We start from the raw sequence: 19,210 nt of genomic DNA, 5'->3' as shown, positions 1-19,210 counted from the left end.
GGGGTGGGTCCGGTTGCGGGGGACGCTGCAAGTACGTCCCTGTAAGCTCGGTCGCGCCATCCATGGCGCTCACGCCCCCGCAACCGGACCCACCCCGCCTTCGACAGATTCCCGATGCCGTTGGCAGATGTCGACCTTGGTCGACACCTGGATCCGCGCCATGCGTGGATGAAATCCGATTCCATTCGATGATTTCGAAATCGGTAGGAACATCCATCCACGCATGGCGTGGATCTGCCAGACATCAGGAAACTGTCAGGGGCAGGGCGGTGTGGGTATGCAGGACCGTTGGCGCCATGGATGGCGCCATCGAGCCCCATGGGTGAGGGCGCTTTGCTTGCGAAGTACTGCTTCGCAAGCGCACGAACGCACAGCCGCCAGCGGCTGGGCCGGACCGCGGAGCGGGGTTTACGGCGTGTCCTGCATGCCCGCACCGCCCCGCCCAGATCGGGAGACTGCTGTTGCCGTTGCTTCGGCCGTTGCCTCTGCGGGTGCCGGGCGCAGCCCGGCCGAAGTCCTCCCTCATGCTGCGCCGCAGAATGCATTGGGCGAAATTCCCATGCTCTACTTGAATCGATCTAAATCCGCCGGGGTGCGGATTTGTACCGATGGAAACGAGGGCTCGGCCTGTGCGGCCGGTCCTTCGCTGCCGCCCTGCCGCCAAGGAGTCCTGCCCGTGACCAGGTTGTCCCGCCGTCGTCCCGCCCGCCGCCTGTCGGCACTGTCCCATCGGCCCTTCGCCCGCATCGCCTGCCTGTTGGCGCTCGCGGTGACGCCCTGGCTGCAGGCCGCGCCGGCCGCGCTGGAGCGCGAGGTCAACACCTTCATCGGCAGCAAGGATGACGGCAACACCTTCCCCGGTGCCTCGGCGCCGTTCGGCCTGATCCAGGTCAGCCCGATCGGCAGCCACTATTCGGGCTGGCGCTACGACGATGACAAGATCCGCGGCTTCGGCCACTCCTTCCTGTCCGGCGCCGGTTGCTGGGAGCAGGGTGGCCAGGTCTCGGTGCTGCCGGTGACCGGCAGCATCGGCCCCGGTGGCGACTTCGATACCGCCAACCCCAAGCAGTTCGACCACAAGGCGTATGCCTCGGCCTATACCCATGACGGTGAAATCGGTCAGGCCGGCTACTACAAGGTGCGTCTGACCAGCTACGGCGGCATTGATGCGGAAGCGACGGCGCGCACGCGCGCGGCTGCCGAGCGTTACACCTTCAGCCAGGGCAAGGGCGATGGCCACGTGCTGGTCAATGTCGGCCAGGCCAACGAGCGCCACTCGGTGATCGGCAGCGTGGTCGACGTGGTGGGTGACCGCGTGGTCGAAGGCAAGCTGGTCACCAAGAGCTTCTGTGGTGGCCATCAGTACACCACCTGGTTCCGTATCGAATTCGACCGTCCGTTCAAGGCGCATGGCACCTGGGGCGAGGGCGGTGGCCTGCCGGGCGCGCGCCACAGCATGGAAGGCGAGCAGAAGCCGAATGGCGCGTGGCTCAGCTTCGATCTGGCCAAGGGCCAGTCGGTCACGGCCGTCAGCGCGATTTCGCATGTGGACGCCGAAGGCGCGCGCAACAACCTGCGCGCCGAGGGCATGCAGGGCGGGGCGCTGCTCGGCTTCGAACGCATGCGTGCGCTGTCGCAGCAGTCCTGGCGGGAGCAGCTGGGCCGGGTGCGTGTGCAGGGCGGCACTGCCGACGATCGCACCGTGTTCTACAGCGCGGTCTATCACGCACTGCTGCAGCCGATGACCGGCAACGATGCCGATGGCCGCTACCGTGGCTATGACGATGGCATCCATCGCGCCGATGGCTGGACCTACTACGAGTACTTCTCGCTGTGGGATACCTACCGTGCGCAGAACCAGTGGCTGGCACTGACCCGTCCGGACGTGGCGCGCGACATCGGCCGTACTCTGCTGGCGATCGAAGAGCAGGGTGGCTGGTTGCCGCGCTGGGGCTATGCCAACTTCGAGACCAACATCATGACCGGTGATCCGGTCACCCCGTTCATGGTCGACCTGTGGCGCTTCGGTGCGCTCAAAGGCCGTGAATCGCAGGCATGGGACGCGCTGCGCCGCAATGCCTTCGGCACGCCGCCGCTGAACTCGCGCATGGCCGGCCGTTCCGGCAATCCAACCTATCTGGACAAGGGCTACGTGGTCTACGACCGCGCGTTCCCGTCCAAGGGCATGGACGTTGATCCGCACCACGGTGGTTCGGCTACCTTGGAATACGCGCTGGCCGACTGTGCGCTTTCGCAGATGGCCGATGGCCTCGGCCATGCGCAGGACGCGGCGACGCTGCGTGAGCGCGGTCGCAACTGGCGCAAGGTGTGGGACCCGCAGGTGCGTGATGCCGAGACCGGCTTCACCGGTTTCCCGCGTCCGCGTACCGAGGATGGCCAGTGGTACACCCCGGCCGATGGCCACTACAGCCCGCGCTCGCACCATGGTTTCCATGAAGGCACGGCTTGGCAGTACCAGTGGCTGGCGCAGCAGGACGTGCCGGGCCTGGTCGAAGCGATGGATGGCCGCGAACAGGCCGGCCGCCGCCTCGATGCCTTCTTCGCGATGGATGCGCTGCAGGCCGACCCGCTCAATGCCGCCCGCAAGGAATGGGTGGTCGGGCCGTACAGCTACTACAACCAGTTCCGCTACAACCCCAACAACGAACCCGACCTGCATTCGCCGTGGCTGTACACGCTGATCGGCCAGCCGTGGAAGACCGCCGCGGTGGTGCGTGCAGCGCAGCAGCTGTTCACCAATGCGCCCAACGGCGTGACCGGCAATGATGACCTCGGGACGATGTCGGCCTGGTACCTGTTCAGTGCGATCGGCGTGTACCCGGCAGTGCCGGGCAGCGGCGAGTTCCTGCTGCATACGCCGCGCTTTGCCAAGGTCGAGGTCGAGCTGGGCAATGGCCGCACCCTGCGCATCGAGGCGCCTGGCGCCGATGGCCGCCGCCTGCAGTACGTGCAGGGCGTGCAGGTCGATGGCCAGGCACATGCCCCGGTGTGGCTGGGCTGGAACCAGCTGCAGCAGGGCCCGAAGCTGCGTTTCGCCCTCGATGGCACGGCGCCGACGCAGGGCTGGGGCACGGCGGTGAAGGATCTGCCGGTGTCCTGGTGTGCGGCACCGGGCAGCCAGCTGCACTGAGCCGGGCTGTGCCGTTCGAGGCAACCCAGCGAACGGCACGGCACGACAGGGCCGCGATCCATTAGGCTTGAGCATCCATCGGAGTGCGGGAAGACGATGAACGACAACGGCGACAGTTCCAGCAAGCGTTCCGGCAAGGCGGTGACGGTGACCGACATCGCCCGTGCCATCGGCGTTTCGCGCGCGACCGTGTCGCTGGTGCTGCGCGGCAGCCCGCTGGTCAACGTCGATACCCGCGCCCGGGTGGAGGCCGAGCTGCGGCGCCAGCGCTATGTCTACAACCGCGCGGCGGCGAACCTGCGGCGACGCACATCGTCCAGCATCGCGCTGGTGATCAACGATCTGTCCAACCCGTTCTTCGCCGAATTCGCCTCCGGTGTGGACGAAGCACTGGGTGGGCGCGGCTACGTGACCCTGCTCGGCAGTACCGGCGAGTCACCCGAGCGCCAGCAGGCGGTGCTGTCCACGTTGATGGAGCACACGCCTGCAGGCCTGATCCTGTCACCGGCCGAAGGCAGCGATGCCACGCTGCTGCGGCAGGCACTGGGTGCCAATGCCAACGTACTGCTGTTCAACCGCGAACTGGAAGGCGCCGAGTGGGACTTCCTGACCCTGGACAACCAGCATGGCGCCTACCTGGCCACCCGCCACCTGATCGAGCGCGGTCATCGCCAGATCGCGTTCTTCGGTGGCCACGCCGCATCGAGTTCCTGCCACCAGCGTCGCGCGGGTTTCCAGCAGGCACTGGCCGAAGCCGGGCTGGCGCTGCCGCCGGGCTGGATGATCGAATCGGCACCCAACCGCCTTGAAGCGGCCGCGCGCACCGACGAACTGTTCGTCGACGGCCATCGGCCGAGCGCGGCGGTCTGCTACAACGACACCGTCGCGCTGGGCCTGATGCTGGGCCTGAACTCGCGCGGCATCCGTCCTGGCGGGGACTTCGCGGTGACCGGCTTCGACGACATTTCAGAAGCGTCGGTTGCCGTGCCGCCGCTGACAACCTTGACCGCCGACCCGCGCGAGCGCGGCCGGCAGGCGGCATCCCTGCTGCTGCAACGACTGGAGGAACCGGATGCGCCACCACGACGCACGGTCGCCCCGGTACAGTTGCGCATCCGCGAAAGCAGTGCCGCACGTCCGAACTGATGCTCTGCTGCTGAACTGATTGCACCCTTCCACGCACCAACGACCTTTCGCGCATCGAGGCGCGTACCGCATGCCGATCTCCGCAACGCCCCGCCCATCCGGTTCCCCGGGCAACCAGCCTGCCGTCACCAACGGCAAGGCGCTGGCCGTGGTCACCACCATCTTCTTCATGTGGGGCTTCCTGACCTGCCTCAACGACATCCTGATTCCGCACCTGAAGGCGGTGTTCGAGCTGAACTACGCCAAGGCGATGCTGGTGCAGTTCACCTTCTTCGGCACCTACTTCCTGATGTCGTTGCCGGCGGGGCGGCTGGTGGCGGCGCTCGGGTACAAGAAGGGCATCGTGGCTGGCCTGGTGATCGCTGGCGTCGGCGCGCTGGGCTTCTGGCCGGCGGCCGAGCTGCGTGTCTATGGCGCTTTCCTTGGTGCGTTGTTCGTACTGGCCACCGGCATCACCGTGCTGCAGGTAGCGGCCAATCCGTATGTCGCCTTGCTTGGCCCGGAGCAGACCAGCTCCAGCCGTCTCACCCTGGCACAGGCGTTGAACTCGCTGGGTACGGCCATCGCGCCGATCTTCGGCGGCATGCTGATCCTGTCCAACACGGCCATGAGCGGTGAGCAGATCGCCGCGCTGCCGGCCGCCGAACAGCTGGCCTACCGTGCCGCCGAGGCGCACGCGGTGCAGGGCCCCTACGTCGGCCTGGCCATTGCGCTGGTGCTGCTGGCCCTGTTCGTGTTCCTGTTCCGCCTGCCGGCGCTGAACGACACCACCGAGCAGGCTGACGAGGGTCATCAGCACAGCTACCTGGATGCGCTGCGCAAGCGTCACCTGCTGCTGGGCGTGCTCGGCATCTTCTTCTACGTCGGTGCTGAAGTATCGATCGGCAGCTTCCTGGTCAACTACCTGTCCATGCCCACCATCGGCGGGTTCAGCGAGCAGGAAGCCACCCACTATGTGTCGGCCTACTGGACGATGGCGATGATCGGTCGCTTCGCCGGTTCGGCGCTGCTGGCGCGCTTCTCGCCGAGCCGACTGCTGGCGATCTTCGCGCTGGTCAATGTCGGCCTGCTGACACTGACCATGATGACCTCCGGCAATGTCGCGCTGTACTCGGTGGTGGCGATCGGCCTGTTCAACTCGATCATGTTCCCGACCATCTTCGCGCTCAGCATCGAGCGTCTGGGCCCGCTGACCAGCAAGGGTTCGAGCCTGCTGATCATGGCGATCGTCGGTGGCGCCGTGGTGCCTTACCTGCAGGGCGTCCTGGCCGACCACGTCGGCGTGCAGGCCAGCTTCATCCTGCCGCTGCTGTGCTACGGCTACATCATTTTCTACGGACTGGTCGGCGCCCGTGCGCCGGCTGCCGGCACGCACGGAGGCTGAGTCGAAAATGGGTTCCATCGTCTGCTTCGGCGAAATTTTGATCGATCTACTAGCGCAGCCGCCGGCCTCGGCCGATACCCCGCGCGCGTTCCTGCAGTACGCCGGTGGTGCACCGGCCAACGTCGCGGTGGCCGCCGCACGGCTGGGCGCGAAGACCCAGTTCGTCGGCATGCTCGGCCGCGACATGTTCGGCGACTTCCTGGCCGAGAGCCTGAGCGAGCACGGCGTCGGCACCGACTACATCGTGCGCACCGACGCGGCCAAGACCGCGCTGGCCTTCGTGGCACTTGACGCCGGTGGCGAACGCAGCTTCAGCTTCTACCGCCCGCCGGCGGCCGACCTGCTGTTCCGTGACAGCGACTTCCAGGCAGGCTGCTTCGATGGCGCGCAGTGCTTCCATGTCTGTTCCAACAGCCTGACCGAAGCAGACATCGCCGAAGCGACGTTCGCCGGCATGGACCGTGCGCGCACGGCCGGTGCGGTAGTCAGCCTGGACCTCAACCTGCGTCCGGCGCTGTGGCCGGCCACTGTCGACCCGACAGCGCGGCTGTGGCAGGCGCTGGAACGCGCCGACCTGGTCAAGCTGTCGCGCGAGGAACTGGAGTACCTGGCGGGCCCGCTCGGCGATGACGGCGAGGCACTGGTGCTGCGTCGCCTGCTGGCCGCGCAGGCACGCTGGGTGATCATCACCGACGGCGCCGCCACGTTGCATTGGTATACCCGCGAAACGCAGGGCAAGGTCACCAGCTTCCGCGTGCCCACCGTGGACACGACCGCCGCCGGTGATGCCTTTGTTGGTGGCGTGCTGGTCGGGCTGCTGGAGCGGGGTGGGGCGGGTGCGGGCTTTGCTGCGTTCTGCCAGGACCCGCAGGCGATCGCCGCCACGCTGCGCTTCGGCGCCGCCGTTGGCGCACTGGCGGTGACACGCAAGGGCGCGTTCGCTGCGATGCCCTCGTTCGATGAAGTGCAGCAGCTGCTGCAGGCACAGGACCTTCCCGCATGAGCACCTCGCCCGATTTCCGTTCTCCCGCCTTCCTGCGCGCGCACATCGCCGACACGATGGCGTTCTACCACCCGCGCTGCATCGACCCGACGGGCGGCTTCTTCCACTACTTCCGTGACGACGGCAGCATCTACGATGCCAGCCATCGCCACCTGGTGAGCAGCACCCGTTTCGTCTTCAACTACGCCATGGCCTACCGCGAATTCGGCAATGCCGAGTATCGCGATGCGGTCGAGCACGGCGTGCGCTACCTGCGCGAGGTGCATCGCAACCCGGCTACGGGCGGCTACGCCTGGACGCTGCGCGATGGCGTGGTCGAGGACGACATGAACCACTGCTACGGCGTGGCCTTCGTGCTGCTGGCCTACAGCTGTGCATTGAAAGCGGGCATCGAAGAAGCCCGCACGTGGATGGACGAGACCTGGCAGCTGTTGGAAGCACGCTTCTGGGAAGCCGAGCACGGCCTGTACCGGGACGAGGCCGACGGCCAGTGGAACTTCACCGGTTACCGTGGCCAGAACGCCAACATGCACATGTGCGAGGCGATGCTGGCTGCCTTCGAGGCCAGTGGTGAGCAGCGCTATGTCGAGCGCGCGTTGCAGCTGGCCGACAACATGACCCGCCGGCAGGCGGCCAAGGCCGGCGGTCTGGTCTGGGAGCACTACGACGTCAACTGGAACATCGACTGGGATTACAACCTGGACGATCCCAAGCATCTGTTCCGGCCATGGGGCTTCCAGCCGGGTCACCAGACCGAGTGGGCCAAGCTGCTGCTGATCCTGGACCGTCATGTGCAGGCCGACTGGCTGGTGCCGACCGCGCAGCACCTGTTCGATGTGGCCGTGGAGCGCAGCTGGGACGAGGCGCGCGGTGGCCTCTACTACGGCTTCGCACCGGAGTCGCGCCGGCAGCCGGGCATGGACGGCGCGCCGATCGGCGGCGACAGCTTCGTCTGCGACGACGACAAGTATTTCTGGGTGCAGGCCGAGACGCTGGCTACCGCCGCACTGATGGCCAAGCGCACCGGCGATGACCGCTATTGGCAGTGGTACGACCGTATCTGGGCGTACTCGTGGGAGCACTTCGTCGACCACCGGTACGGCGCATGGTTCCGCATCCTCGACGCTGACAACCGCAAGTACAGCGACGAGAAGAGCCCCGCAGGCAAGGTCGATTACCACACCATGGGTGCCTGCTACGAAGTGCTGAACGTCGTGCGTTGAACATCGTCCGAATGCAGTAGTGCCAGGCCATGCCTGGCAAAAACAACAGGAGTCCGCACGTGCATCGCCTTCCCCTCGTTGTCCGTCTGCTCCTGCTGCTGATCGCAGCTGTCGCGTTCCCCGTCGCCGCCGCACCGCTGCAGGCGCAGTGGGAGTTCCGCCTGCTGCCCGGCGACGCGCAGGGCGCGGCGCATCCGGGCCTGCAGCAGTGGCGCGCGGCCACGGTGCCGGGCAGCGTGCATACCGATCTGCTGGCGCACGAGCTGATCCGCGATCCCTACGTCGGCGCGCCCGAAGCCGAGCTGCAGTGGATCGGCCTGGCCGACTGGGAATATCGCGCCCGTTTCGACGTGGATGCCGTCACCTTGGCCAAGCCCAATGCCGAGCTGCGCTTCGATGGCCTGGATACCTATGCCGAGGTGAAGCTCAACGGCAAGCCGCTGCTGCGTGCCGACAATGCCCACCGCACATGGCGCGCCCGCGTCGAAGGTCGCCTGCGGGCGAGGGGCAACGAGCTGCAGATCGTGTTCCGTTCGCCGATCCGCACACTATTGCCGGGCGTGCAGGCGATGCCGCACAAGATCGCCGGCAATTATCCTTCGCCGTACGGCGATGAACCCAAGGATGCGATGGTCGGCAACTTCGCGCGCAAGCCGGCCTACCACTTCGGCTGGGACTGGGGCCCGCGCTATGTTACGGCTGGTGTCTGGCGCGGCGTCGACCTGCAGGCATGGGGCGCGCATCGGTTGACCGACCTCGCCGTACGCACTGATGCGCTTGATGCGGAAAAGGCAACGCTGGCGGTAGTGCTGCAGGTGGAGCAGGACGCGGTAGGCGGTCCCGTTGCGGTGGACGTTGAGGTGCGTGGTCCTGACGGCCGCAGCGTCGCACGGGTGCAGCGCACGGTTGAGCTGAAGCCCGGCCAGAACAGCGTGGAGGTGCCGGTTGAACTGGCCAAACCGCGGCGCTGGTGGCCGGTCGGCCATGGTGCGCAGGACCGCTACACCGTACTGGCCTCGCTCGACGGAAGTGCCGATGCGGTGCTGGCACGCGAACAGCGCATTGGCCTGCGCACGGTCGAGCTGCGCCGTGAGCAGGATGACAAGGGAGGGCAGGGTTTCGCCTTCGTCATCAACGGTGTGCCGATCTTCGCCAAGGGCGCGAACGTGATCCCGTTCGATGCCTTCCCCGCGCGCGTTGATGCCGCGCGCCTGCGCCAGGTGCTGGTTGCCGCGCGCGATGCCAACATGAACATGCTGCGCAACTGGGGCGGCGGCTACTACGAAGACGATGCGTTCTTCGATATCGCCGACGAACTGGGCCTGCTGGTCTGGCAGGACTTCATGTTCGGTGGCGGCATGCAGCCAGGTTACGATCCCGCATTCCGCGCCAGCGTCGTGGCCGAGGCGCGCGACAACGTGCGCCGCCTGCGCCACCATCCCAGCATCGTGCTGTGGTGTGGCAACAACGAAGAAGAAACGGCGTGGAAGGATTGGGGCCATGGCCGCGACCTGAAGGCCGCCGATCCGGCGTACGCAGCTAAGGTCTGGCAGGGTTACGTTGACCTGTTCGGCAACGACCTGCGCCAGGTGGTGAGCGAAGACGGGCTGGGCGTGCCGTACTGGTCCAGCTCGCCCAGCAACGATCTGGACGAGAAGGCCAACGACTCCACCCGCGGTGACAAGCACTACTGGCAGGTCTGGGGCAATCCAGCGTTGCCGGTGCAGGCCTATCTGCGCGAGACGCCGCGTTTCATGTCCGAGTACGGCCTGCAGGCCTGGCCTGCAGTGGCGACGGTGGACCAGATCGCTACCCGTGCGGAGCAGCGCATCGACAGTCCGGTGATCCGCGCGCACCAGAAATTCATGGCCGGCGAGGGCAATACGCGCCTGCTGCACTACATCGAGCTGGGCTACGGCACGCCGAAGGACTTCGAGGACTTCGTCTATCTGAGTCAGGTAATGCAGGCCGATGGCATCGCCATGGCGGCGCTGCATCATCGTGCTTCGCGGCCCTATACGATGGGCTCGCTTTACTGGCAGCTCAACGACGTCTGGCCAGGTGCCTCGTGGTCGAGCGTTGACTACTTCGGCCGCTGGAAGGCGCTGCACTTTGCCGCACGGCGCTTCTTCGCGCCGGTCACCGTGGCGGCGCTGCGCGATGAGGGCAGGACACGCGTGCGCGTGATCAATGACCAGGCCACGCCGTTGGATGCACGGTGGCGCCTGCGGGTGATGGACGTGGAAGGCAAGGTGCTGCGCCGCCGTGAGCAGGCGGTGACGCTGGTCGCTGCCGGGGTGACCGATATCGGCAACTACGCCGATGCCGACCTGCTGGCCGGCGCCGACCCGGCGCGGACAGTGGCGGTGTTCGAGCTGCTGCAGGACGGAAAGGTGACGGCGCAACAGGTCGTCGGATTCGTTGAAGCCAAGGACCAGGTGCTGCCACGCCAGCAGCTGAAGTCAACGTTGGCGATCGACGGTGACCACTACCGCCTGCGGCTGCAGAGCGCAGCGCTGGTGCGCGCGGCATGGATCGATTTCGGCGCGCTCGACGTGCAGGTGGAAGACAATCTGCTGGACCTGCTGCCGGGCGAAACCCGCGACATCGCCGTGCGCGGCCCAGTGGATCTGACTGCGCTGCGAGAAGCGTTGAAGGTAAAAACCCTCAACGATCGTTGAGGGGCACGCTTTGGTAGGTGCCAACCAAGGTTGGCATCTACCAGTTTTCGCTTACCACTGGATCTGCTGGAAGTTCTCGACGCGATCATGGCCGTTGGCGGCTGCACCGATGCGCGGCATCGGGTAGTCGTCCAGGCGATCGATCAGGCGCGTCTGCAGGCCGGCTTCGCGGGCGGCGTCCAGTTCCTCGACCACGTCGGACAGGAACAGGATCTCGCCAGCGGGAACGCCGATGGCCTGTGCGATATGGCGATAGCTGTCGGCCTCGCGCTTGCCACCGACTTCGGTATCGAACCAGCCCGACACCAGCGGACTGAGGTCACCGGCATCGCTGAAGCCGAAGAACAGCTTCTGCGCCGGCACCGAGCCGGAGGAGTACACGTAGAGCGGCAGGCCCGAGGCGTGCCAGCCCTTCAACACCGGCGCCACCTCCGGGTAGAAGTGCGCGGTGTAGTCGCCACGACGGTAGCCCGCGTCCCAGATCAGCCCCTGCAGCGCCTTCAATGCGGTGTGCTTGCGGTCCTGGTCGATCCAGCCCTGCAGTGTCTCGGCCACCAGGCTGTCCTGGCAGGCGCCGCCGATCTCGCTGGCGACGGCGTCCAGCCAGCGACGCACCTCCGGCTGCTGGCCATGTTCGGCGACGAAGCCGGGCAGCGCCTGGCGTGCGTACGGGAACAGCACGTTCTTGACGAACGAGATGCTGCTGGTGGTGCCTTCGATGTCGGTCAGGATGACGCGGGGCTGCATTGATCAGGACGCCTGGGTCGGAATGTAACGGGGGAATTTCTGCGCGATGTCGGTGCCGGTGAAGTGACCGACCCAGCCATCCGGCTCGGTGAAGAAACGGATCGCCACGAAGCTGGGCTCATCGCCCATGTCGAACCAGTGGGTGGTGCCGTCGGGCACGGCGATCAGGTCATCCTTCACGCACTCGATCTCATAGACCTTGTCGCCCACGTGCAGGGTGAACAGGCCCGAGCCGGCAACGAAGAAGCGCACTTCGTCTTCCTTGTGGAAGTGTTCGTCGAGGAACTTCTTCCTCAGCTCGGCGCGGTTCGGGTTGTCGGGGGCGATCGAGGCCACGTCCACGCTCTTGAAGCCGCGTTCGGCGACCAGACGGTCGATGTCGGCGCGGTAGGCGGCAAACACCTCTTCCTGGCTTGCGCCCGGGGCGACCGGCGCGGTGGCCTGCCAGCGTTCAAAGGTGACGCCGATCTTCTGCAGTTCGGCAGCGATGACCGCGCCGTCCTGGGTGTCCAGCAGCGGCGATTCGGGGCGGGTGTCGTCGTAGATGCGCAGTCGGCTCATGGCGGCAGCTTGAACGTCTCGGGGGGAGGACAGGGTAGCAGGGTGGCGTCGATGGCCAGATTCCAGAATGGCATCTGGCCCTGCCGCAGACTTCAGCGGCGCAGCTTGCGCAGCTCCAGCTCGCAGTGCAGCAGGAACTCGAATGCTTCCATGTGCCGGCGCGCTTCGGCCATGTCGCGACCCCAGGCGTACAGGCCGTGGCCGTCGATCAGGTAGCCCCAGAGTGTCTGCGTGTCGAGCAGGGCGTCGACCTGGGCCGACAGCACGTCCATGTCCTGGGTGTTGGCAAACACCGGGATGTCGATGGCCATCTCGTGGGTGCTGTTGCCGGCGAAGGCCTTCAACAGTTCGTAGCCTTCCACCCGGATATGGCCCTGCGGCGCATACAGCCGCGAGGCGATGGTCTGCACCGGCGAATGGGTATGCAGCACGCAGCCGATCTCCGGGAAACGGCGATACAGCTGGGTATGCAGCAGGGTTTCGGCGGACGGGCGTAGCGGGCGGCCGACGGCCTTGCCATCGAAGTCCACCACCATGATGTCGTCTTCGATCAGGCGGCCCTTGTCCTTGCCGGACACGGTGATCGCGGCGTGGCGGTCATCCAGGCGGTGGGAGAAGTTGCTGCTGGTGGCCGGGGTCCAGCCGGCCTGGGCCAGTTCGCGGACGTTGTCGATCAGCAGCTGGGCCAGTTCGCTCAGGCGCGCGGTGTCGTAGGGGAAGGTGGGGGTGTCCATGAGGGCGATTTTACTGGATTCAGCCAGCGGCTGAAGTCCTTGTGATGGGGTAGGAAAACAGGATCCGGGATTGGGTCAGTCGGGCTGCACAGGACGCGCGGTGAACTCCCCACCGCAGGCCGGTCCCAACGGTCACTGCGCCTGCTCGCTAGGCTTTGCGGGCGTTTGGATCGAGACATGCCTGCCGTCAGATGAACAGGCGCCCAGCCATCGCAGGTGGAAGCGGTTCCGGTCGTGGACAAGCCCGATGCATCGTAGCCACGATCGAATCGGCACTGATGAAAAGGGGCGACATGGAAAGGAAGACGATCTGGTGCAGGCGATTTGCATGTGCGGGGCTGATCCTGGCGGTGGTATCCACCAGTGGCTGCGTGACCGAGTGGGTGCCGCGTACAAACGCAGCGGAATACAGCTACTCGACCGATTACTGTTCTACGGAGTCGAGGGGCCAATGGCCGGTGAAGAACGAAGTGGCCGTGCGAACCGTCTACGTGGAGCAGCTGGAGAAGTGCAGGGAAGACGACAAGAGCAAGTGCGACGTGGATGGAAAGTACAATCGCGTGCAGCAGCCGCAGATCGAGAGCTACGTCATGGATGTAAACCAAGACAGCCGCCGCAGCGCGTACAAGAGCTGCATGTGGTACTGGGGCTGGTCAGAGCAGGAGCGCTGGCTCTGGCAGCGCAAATCAGAAACGGCGCGTTGATGTCGAAGCGTCGCAGGGAAAGGAGCACGCGGATGCCGATGGTGATGCGCATATGGATGGTTGTGTTGCTGGCTTTGTTGACCAGTAGCTGCGCAACCGAATGGGCACGCTTCAGCGATCATGCCGATCCGCTGGATGAGTCGCGTTGGCGCTGCAGGGCCGAAGCGAACGAGAAGTGGCCGGAGAAGATGGAGGTTGTCGAGCGCACCGAGGAGATCGAGGTGCTGACCGTCTGCAAGGAAGGCGAGACATGCGACGTGGATGGCAAATACAAGAAGATGTTGATGCCAAAGACCGAGCGCTACACGGTAGACATCAACGCCACCGGGAACCACGAGCACTTCATGGGCTGCATGGGCGGGGCCGGTTGGATACAGAAGACCATCTGGTTTGGCCGCAGATGATCGTCATCCGATAGCCGACACATTTACAGCGCCGCTGATATCCACGCATGGCATGGATCTACCGGACGGCGTAGGAGACTGTCGGTCGGAGGTGGGGCGGGTTGGGTTCGCGGGGGTGTCCGCGGCATGGATGCCGCGGCCAAGCCTCCAGGGACGGATTCACGGCGTCCCCCGCGAATCCAACCCGTCCCGCCAAACCCTCAGCGCAGCTGTTGCCGTTGCTCTGGCTTCAAAGGCAGGTGCAGGGCCGCAGGCCCTGCAATGCAGAAAACCTCACTTGCCCCGCAGGCGACTGTGCTTGAAGCCGTAGAAGAAGTAGATCACGAAGCCGACAAACGTCCACACGCCCATCAGCATCCAGTTGTGCAGCGTCATCGCCGACAGCAGCGCCAGGCAGCTCAGTACGCCCAGGCTGCAGATCAACCACGCGCCGGGAATGCGGAACGGCCGCGGCAGGTCCGGCTGGGTGCGGCGCAGGATCAGCACGCCCGCACATACGGCCGCGAAGGCGATCAACGTGCCCATCGAGGTCAGTTCACCGAGGATGTCCAGCGGGAACAGCGCCGCCAGCAGGGCGATGCCGATGCCGGTGATCACCGTGTTGATATGCGGCGTGCGGTACTTCGGATGGATCTTGGTGAACACCGGCGGCAGCAGGCCGTCACGCCCCATGATCATGAAGATGCGCGGCTGGCCGATGATCATCACCAGCACCACCGACGAAAGGCCGATCAACGCACCGATCTCCACCACCACCCGCAACCAGCCCAGCTGCGGGTGCGCGGCCACGGCGGTGACCACTGGCTCGTCGGTGCCCAGCAGCTGGTAGGGCACCAGGCCGGTCATGACCGCAGCCATCGCGATGTACAGCACCGTGCAGATCACCAGCGACAGCATCATGCCGATCGGCATGTCGCGCTGCGGCTTGTGTGATTCCTGCGCGGCCACCGATACGGCTTCGAAGCCGATATAGGCGAAGAACACCATCGCCGCGCCGCGCAGCACGCCTTCCATGCCGTACTTGCCGGGGCCTTCGTTGGCCGGGATGAACGGGGTCCAGTTGCTGGTGTCCACGTACTTCCAGCCGACCACGATCACCAGCACGATCAGCCCGGTCTTGAGGATGACCATGGCCATGTTCATCGCCGACGACTTGCTGATGCCGACGTAGCACAGCCAGGTCAGCAGCAGCACCAGGATTGCGGCGGGGATGTTGGCGATGGCGCCGGTGGGGCGCAGCTGCGCGTCCAACGGGGCGCTGACCAGCGCAGCCGGTAGATGGATGTCGAAATGGCTGAGCAGGCTGAGGAAATAGCCGGTCCAGCTGACCGCGACGGCCGAGGCGGAGACGCCGTACTCGAGCACCAGCATCCAGCCGATGAACCAGGCCGAGAGCTCGCCGAAGGTGGCGTAGGTATAGGTGTACGCGCTGCCGGAGACCGGCACCATCGCCGCGAACTCGGCATAGGCCAAGGCGCAGAAGGCGCAGCAGATCGCGGCCAGCACGAACGACAGCATGATGGCCGGGCCGGCGTGGTTGGCGGCGGCCTGGCCGGTGATGACGAAGATGCCGCCGCCGATCACCGCGCCGATGCCCAGTGCGGTCAGGCCCCAGGGGCCGAGGTGGCGGCGCAGGCTCAGGCCGTTGGCGTCTTCGTGGGCGGCGTGCGGGTGCTTGGTGGCCCACAGTTGCTTGAACATGTGTGGTGGTCTTGTGCGGTGCGCCCCGTGAACGGGCGCGGGCGGAAATGCTTGCGGATATCGACGGACCGGCACCGGAGCCGGCCCGTCGGGAGGATCAGGGCGACTTGGCCAGCTTGCTGTGGCGCATGCCGTAGCCGAAGTAGATCAGCAGGCCAAGCACGGTCCAGCCCACGAACAGGTGCCAGTGCACCACGAACGCCTGCCAGAACAGGAACAGGCACGACAGCGCGCCCAGCGGGCAGATCACCCACACCAGCGGCACGCGGAACGGGCGGTGCAGCTCCGGGCGGGTGTAGCGCAGGATCAGCACGCCCACGCAGACCGTGGCGAAGGCCAGCAGGGTACCCATCGACACCAGCTCGCCGAGCACGTTCAGCGGCACCAGGCCGGCCAGCGAAGCGGCGATCACGCCGACCACGATCGTGGCCCAGTACGGGGTGCGGAAGCGCTTGTGGACCTTGCCGAACACCTTCGGCAGCAGGCCGTCGCGCGAGATGGTGTAGGCGATGCGGGTCTGGCCCATCATCATCACCAGCACCACCGAGGACAGGCCCGCGATCGCGCCGATTTCCACGGCGGTCTTCAGCCAGGACAGGCTCGGGTAGGCTTCCAGCGCGGTGGCCACCGGCTTGTCGGTGCCCAGCAGGTGGTACGGCAGCATGCCGGTCAGCACGGCGCAGACGATGATGTAGACGATGGTGCAGACCGCCAGCGAGCCGAGCAGGCCGATCGGCATGTTGCGCTGCGGGTCCTTGGTTTCACCGGCAGCGGTGGAGACCGCATCGAAGCCGATGTAGGCGAAGAACACGATGGTGGCCGCGCGGAACACGCCACTCCAGCCGAACTCGCCGGACACACCGGTGTTCTCCGGGATGAACGGGTGCCAGTTGGCCGGGTCCACGTGGGCCGCGCCGATGCCCACGAACAGGCAGATCACGAACACCTTGATGGCCACAATGATCGCGTTGACGAACGCGGACTGGGTCACGCCCACGTACAGCAGGCCGGTCACCGCCGCCACGATCAGTACCGCAGGCAGGTTGAACAGCTTGCCGGAGGCAGCGAACTCGTGCCCGTTCCAAGCGATCGGCGCCGCACTCAATGCGTCCGGGAACGGCATGTGCAGCGTGGTGGTGATGAAGCTGATCAGGTAGGCCGACCAGCCCACCGCCACCGAGGCCGAGGCGAACAGGTACTCCAGCACCAGGCACCAGCCGATGAACCAGGCCATGCCCTCGCCGAGGGTGGCGTAGGAGTAGGAGTAGGCGCTGCCGGAGACCGGCATCATCGCTGCGAACTCGGCGTAGCACAGGCCCGCCAGCGCGCAGGCAATGCCGGCGAACACGAACGACAGCATCACCGCCGGACCGGCGTGGTTGGCCGCGGCCTGGCCGGTGAGCACGAAAATACCTGCGCCGATCACCGCACCAATGCCAAGCATGATGAGGTGTTTCGCCGTGAGGGTCCGTTTCAACGTGGCTTCGCCGTCCAGGCTGCCTTCGATGGGTTCGCCGGCATCGACGTGCCCGGCCGGTTCGACCGGCTTGACCCTCAACAGAGCTTTCAGCATGCAGTACTTCCTGATGATCGGATTGGGAGGGCCGCCGGTACATTGCCAGCGGCCTGAATGGTGAAGGCCGTGCGAACGGCCCGCTGTACCTTAGCCAATGCTGAAGGCACCGCACAAGCGCAAACGCAACAATGAACGGCGATAATGGCCGGTATTTTTCCGGGCACCCCGCATTCATGAGCGAAACCACCGAATCCCTTGCCGTGCTTGACGATCACCTGCGCCGCCTGTTGCATGACTATGCGCGCAAGGAACCCGCCCACGACGCCCTGGCTGCCGAATTCGGCACATTGATCGACGATGTGGAGGATGCGTTCCGCCGCGAGCGGCTGGCAGGCCATTTCACCGCCAGCTGCTGGCTGGTCAGCGCCGACGGCCAGCGCCTGCTGCTGACCCACCATCGCAAGCTGCAGCGCTGGCTGCAGCTGGGCGGCCACGCCGACGGCGACCGCGACCTGGCGCGGGTGGCGCTGAAGGAGGCCGAAGAGGAGTCCGGTCTGAGCGGGCTGGTGCTGGACGATCCGGCGATCTTCGACCTGGACAAGCATTGGATTCCGGAACGCAAAGACGTGCCGGGGCACTGGCACTACGACGTACGTTTCGTGATCCGTGCGCTGGGCGGAGAGGATTTCGTGCTCAGCGAAGAGTCGCTGGACCTGGCCTGGCGCCCGGTGGCCGAAGTCGCCAGCGATCCGCAGTCGGACGAATCGATGCAGCGCATGGCGCGCCGGTGGCTGGCACGCTAGCAACCTGTAGAGCCGAGCCCATGCTCGGCTGCCTTTCTGAGAGCGCCCATGCCGTGCATGAGCCGAGCGTAGGCTCGGCTCTACCAGAGGCAGCGATGCATAGTGCCCAGTAGATCCACGCCATGCGTGGATGGCGTGGTGCCGAAGCATTCCGCCGGGCGTGGCCCGGTGGCGCATCACTCAATACAGGATGCGCGTGCGCAACGTGCCCGGAATCGCCGCCAGTTCGTCACGCACCGCGCTGGCCTGCTCCTCGCTGGCGGTGATGTCGATCACCACGTAACCCACCTTCGGGTCGGTGCGCAGGAACTGGCCGTCGATGTTGACGTTGTGCCGCGAGAAGATCTCGTTGACCTTGGACAGCACGCCCGGCACGTTCTGGTGGATGTGCAGCAGACGCAGGCTGTCGGCGTGCTCGGGCAGGGTCACTTCGGGGAAGTTGACCGCCGACAGGGTGCTGCCGTTGTCGCTGTAGCGCACCAGCTTGGCGGCCACTTCGATGCCGATGTTGTCCTGCGCTTCCAGCGTGCTGCCGCCGACGTGCGGGGTCAGGATTACGTTGTCGTGGCGGGTCAACGGCGATTCGAAGATATCGCCGTTGCCCTTCGGCTCGACCGGGAAGACGTCCAGCGCCGCGCCGCCGATGTGGCCGCTGGCCAGCGCAGCATCCAGCGCATCGATGTCGACCACGGTGCCGCGCGCAGCGTTGATCAGGTGCGCGCCACGGCGCATCTTCGCCAGCTCGGTGCTGCCGATCATCCACTGCGTGGACGGCGTCTCTGGCACATGCAGAGTGACGATGTCGGCGCGCGCAAGCAGGTCATCCAGGCTGGCCGCGGCACGGGCATTGCCCAGCGACAGCTTGGTTTCCACGTCGTGGAAGATCACCTGCATGCCCAGCGATTCGGCCAGAACACCCACCTGGGTGCCGATGTGGCCGTAGCCGATGATGCCCAGGACCTTGCCGCGCACCTCATGGCTGCCGCTGGCCGATTTCGACCAGCCGCCGCGATGGCATTCGGCGTTCTTCTGCGGGATGCCACGGGTCAGCATGATCGCTTCGGCGATCACCAGCTCGGCGACGCTGCGGGTGTTGGAGTAGGGCGCGTTGAATACCGGAATGCCGGCCAGTTCGGCCGCATCCAGGTCGACCTGGTTGGTGCCGATGCAGAAGCAGCCGACCGCAATCAGGCGCTTGGCCTCGGCCAGTACTTCGGCGCTGAGCTGGGTGCGCGAACGGATGCCAACGATGTGCGCTTCGGCGATCCGCGCTTTCAGCTCGTCCTCGGGAAGCGCCTTGGTGTGCGCCTCGATCTGGCTGTAGCCGGCGGCGCTGAACACCTCCACGGCGGTCTGGCTGACCCCCTCCAACAACAGTACGCGGATATCCTGCTTCGGGAACGAGGTCTTCTTCGGCGACATGGGGCGGCACGGCCAGTGGGACAGGGGCTG

The 19,210-nt window shown here is 65.9% G+C and carries 15 protein-coding genes; 9 read left to right on the top strand and 6 right to left on the bottom strand.

All coding sequences use genetic code 11. The features are described from left to right. Positions 1-676: 676 nt before the first annotated feature. The 6 genes from MRBLST15_RS03795 (at position 677) to MRBLST15_RS03770 (ending at position 10,588) form a co-directional block, all read left to right on the top strand. Positions 677-3,151, top strand: a complete 2,475-nt coding sequence (locus MRBLST15_RS03795) for a GH92 family glycosyl hydrolase (protein ID WP_414716126.1) — start codon at positions 677-679, stop codon at positions 3,149-3,151. Between the two features lie 96 nt (positions 3,152-3,247). Next, positions 3,248-4,297, top strand: coding sequence for a LacI family DNA-binding transcriptional regulator (locus MRBLST15_RS03790; protein ID WP_312704849.1), 1,050 nt, complete (start codon positions 3,248-3,250; stop codon positions 4,295-4,297). 70 nt (positions 4,298-4,367) lie between these two features. Further along, positions 4,368-5,681 (top strand): L-fucose:H+ symporter permease, encoded by a 1,314-nt coding sequence (gene fucP / locus MRBLST15_RS03785; protein WP_265952730.1) that lies wholly within the window; start codon positions 4,368-4,370, stop codon positions 5,679-5,681. 7 nt (positions 5,682-5,688) lie between these two features. Beyond that, on the top strand, positions 5,689-6,684 hold the full coding sequence (locus MRBLST15_RS03780; protein ID WP_312704851.1) for a carbohydrate kinase family protein: 996 nt from the start codon (positions 5,689-5,691) through the stop codon (positions 6,682-6,684). Further along, positions 6,681-7,907, top strand: a complete 1,227-nt coding sequence (locus tag MRBLST15_RS03775) for an AGE family epimerase/isomerase (RefSeq protein WP_367785259.1) — start codon at positions 6,681-6,683, stop codon at positions 7,905-7,907. Before MRBLST15_RS03780 ends, MRBLST15_RS03775 begins: the two co-directional genes overlap by 4 nt. 59 nt (positions 7,908-7,966) lie before the next feature. Further along, positions 7,967-10,588 carry a beta-mannosidase gene (locus tag MRBLST15_RS03770; RefSeq protein WP_367785258.1) on the top strand — a complete coding sequence of 874 codons (2,622 nt, stop codon included), beginning with the start codon at positions 7,967-7,969 and terminating at the stop codon, positions 10,586-10,588. 51 nt (positions 10,589-10,639) lie between these two features. Here the strand turns inward: MRBLST15_RS03770 and mtnC are convergent, their stop codons facing one another. From mtnC to MRBLST15_RS03755, 3 genes are all read right to left on the bottom strand, one after another. Beyond that, positions 10,640-11,335 (bottom strand): acireductone synthase, encoded by a 696-nt coding sequence (gene mtnC / locus MRBLST15_RS03765; protein WP_265952725.1) that lies wholly within the window; start codon positions 11,333-11,335, stop codon positions 10,640-10,642. A gap of 3 nt (positions 11,336-11,338) precedes the next feature. Beyond that, a complete protein-coding gene (locus tag MRBLST15_RS03760; protein WP_265952724.1) occupies positions 11,339-11,896 on the bottom strand; it encodes a 1,2-dihydroxy-3-keto-5-methylthiopentene dioxygenase in 558 nt (185 codons plus the stop codon). Between the two features lie 92 nt (positions 11,897-11,988). Continuing rightward, positions 11,989-12,630, bottom strand: a complete 642-nt coding sequence (locus MRBLST15_RS03755) for a methylthioribulose 1-phosphate dehydratase (RefSeq protein WP_223495003.1) — start codon at positions 12,628-12,630, stop codon at positions 11,989-11,991. A 293-nt stretch (positions 12,631-12,923) separates the two neighbouring features. Between MRBLST15_RS03755 and MRBLST15_RS03750 the strand changes: the two genes are divergently transcribed. After that, the gene (locus tag MRBLST15_RS03750; RefSeq protein ID WP_367785257.1) at positions 12,924-13,334 is read left to right on the top strand and encodes a hypothetical protein; all 411 of its coding nucleotides are present in this window, start codon (positions 12,924-12,926) and stop codon (positions 13,332-13,334) included. A 32-nt stretch (positions 13,335-13,366) separates the two neighbouring features. After that, positions 13,367-13,738, top strand: a complete 372-nt coding sequence (locus tag MRBLST15_RS03745) for a hypothetical protein (RefSeq protein WP_367785256.1) — start codon at positions 13,367-13,369, stop codon at positions 13,736-13,738. Positions 13,739-14,011: 273 nt separating this feature from the next. On the opposite strand, the gene MRBLST15_RS03740 is transcribed toward MRBLST15_RS03745, so the two are convergent. After that, positions 14,012-15,439, bottom strand: coding sequence for an amino acid permease (locus MRBLST15_RS03740; protein ID WP_180166945.1), 1,428 nt, complete (start codon positions 15,437-15,439; stop codon positions 14,012-14,014). A 97-nt stretch (positions 15,440-15,536) separates the two neighbouring features. After that, positions 15,537-17,012: an amino acid permease gene (locus MRBLST15_RS03735; protein ID WP_180166946.1), complete on the bottom strand. Its 1,476-nt coding sequence runs from the start codon at positions 17,010-17,012 to the stop codon at positions 15,537-15,539. A 176-nt stretch (positions 17,013-17,188) separates the two neighbouring features. Between MRBLST15_RS03735 and MRBLST15_RS03730 the strand changes: the two genes are divergently transcribed. Beyond that, entirely contained in the window at positions 17,189-17,758 is a 570-nt protein-coding gene (locus MRBLST15_RS03730) for an NUDIX hydrolase (protein WP_265951737.1), read from the top strand. Positions 17,759-17,938: 180 nt separating this feature from the next. Here the strand turns inward: MRBLST15_RS03730 and serA are convergent, their stop codons facing one another. Then, entirely contained in the window at positions 17,939-19,180 is a 1,242-nt protein-coding gene (gene serA, locus MRBLST15_RS03725) for a phosphoglycerate dehydrogenase (protein WP_089240876.1), read from the bottom strand. Positions 19,181-19,210: the final 30 nt, after the last annotated feature.

It is taken from the genome of Stenotrophomonas sp. LST15-1-1.1, assembly GCF_040815575.1.
Lineage (GTDB): Bacteria > Pseudomonadota > Gammaproteobacteria > Xanthomonadales > Xanthomonadaceae > Stenotrophomonas > Stenotrophomonas lactitubi_B.
Note: the sequence above shows the minus strand (reverse complement) of the source record. Positions and strands in the feature narration are given on the sequence as shown.

Bases quoted from the DNA above. Each gene is read 5' to 3' on its own strand.
- MRBLST15_RS03790 (WP_312704849.1), top strand. From the start codon at position 3,248: ATGAACGACAACGGCGACAGTTCCAGCAAGCGTTCCGGCAAGGCGGTG.
- fucP (WP_265952730.1), top strand. From the start codon at position 4,368: ATGCCGATCTCCGCAACGCCCCGCCCATCCGGTTCCCCGGGCAACCAG.
- MRBLST15_RS03780 (WP_312704851.1), top strand. From the start codon at position 5,689: ATGGGTTCCATCGTCTGCTTCGGCGAAATTTTGATCGATCTACTAGCG.
- MRBLST15_RS03775 (WP_367785259.1), top strand. From the start codon at position 6,681: ATGAGCACCTCGCCCGATTTCCGTTCTCCCGCCTTCCTGCGCGCGCAC.
- mtnC (WP_265952725.1), bottom strand. From the start codon at position 11,335: ATGCAGCCCCGCGTCATCCTGACCGACATCGAAGGCACCACCAGCAGC.
- MRBLST15_RS03760 (WP_265952724.1), bottom strand. From the start codon at position 11,896: ATGAGCCGACTGCGCATCTACGACGACACCCGCCCCGAATCGCCGCTG.
- MRBLST15_RS03755 (WP_223495003.1), bottom strand. From the start codon at position 12,630: ATGGACACCCCCACCTTCCCCTACGACACCGCGCGCCTGAGCGAACTG.
- MRBLST15_RS03750 (WP_367785257.1), top strand. From the start codon at position 12,924: ATGGAAAGGAAGACGATCTGGTGCAGGCGATTTGCATGTGCGGGGCTG.
- MRBLST15_RS03745 (WP_367785256.1), top strand. From the start codon at position 13,367: ATGCCGATGGTGATGCGCATATGGATGGTTGTGTTGCTGGCTTTGTTG.
- MRBLST15_RS03740 (WP_180166945.1), bottom strand. From the start codon at position 15,439: ATGTTCAAGCAACTGTGGGCCACCAAGCACCCGCACGCCGCCCACGAA.
- MRBLST15_RS03735 (WP_180166946.1), bottom strand. From the start codon at position 17,012: ATGCTGAAAGCTCTGTTGAGGGTCAAGCCGGTCGAACCGGCCGGGCAC.
- MRBLST15_RS03730 (WP_265951737.1), top strand. From the start codon at position 17,189: ATGAGCGAAACCACCGAATCCCTTGCCGTGCTTGACGATCACCTGCGC.
- serA (WP_089240876.1), bottom strand. From the start codon at position 19,180: ATGTCGCCGAAGAAGACCTCGTTCCCGAAGCAGGATATCCGCGTACTG.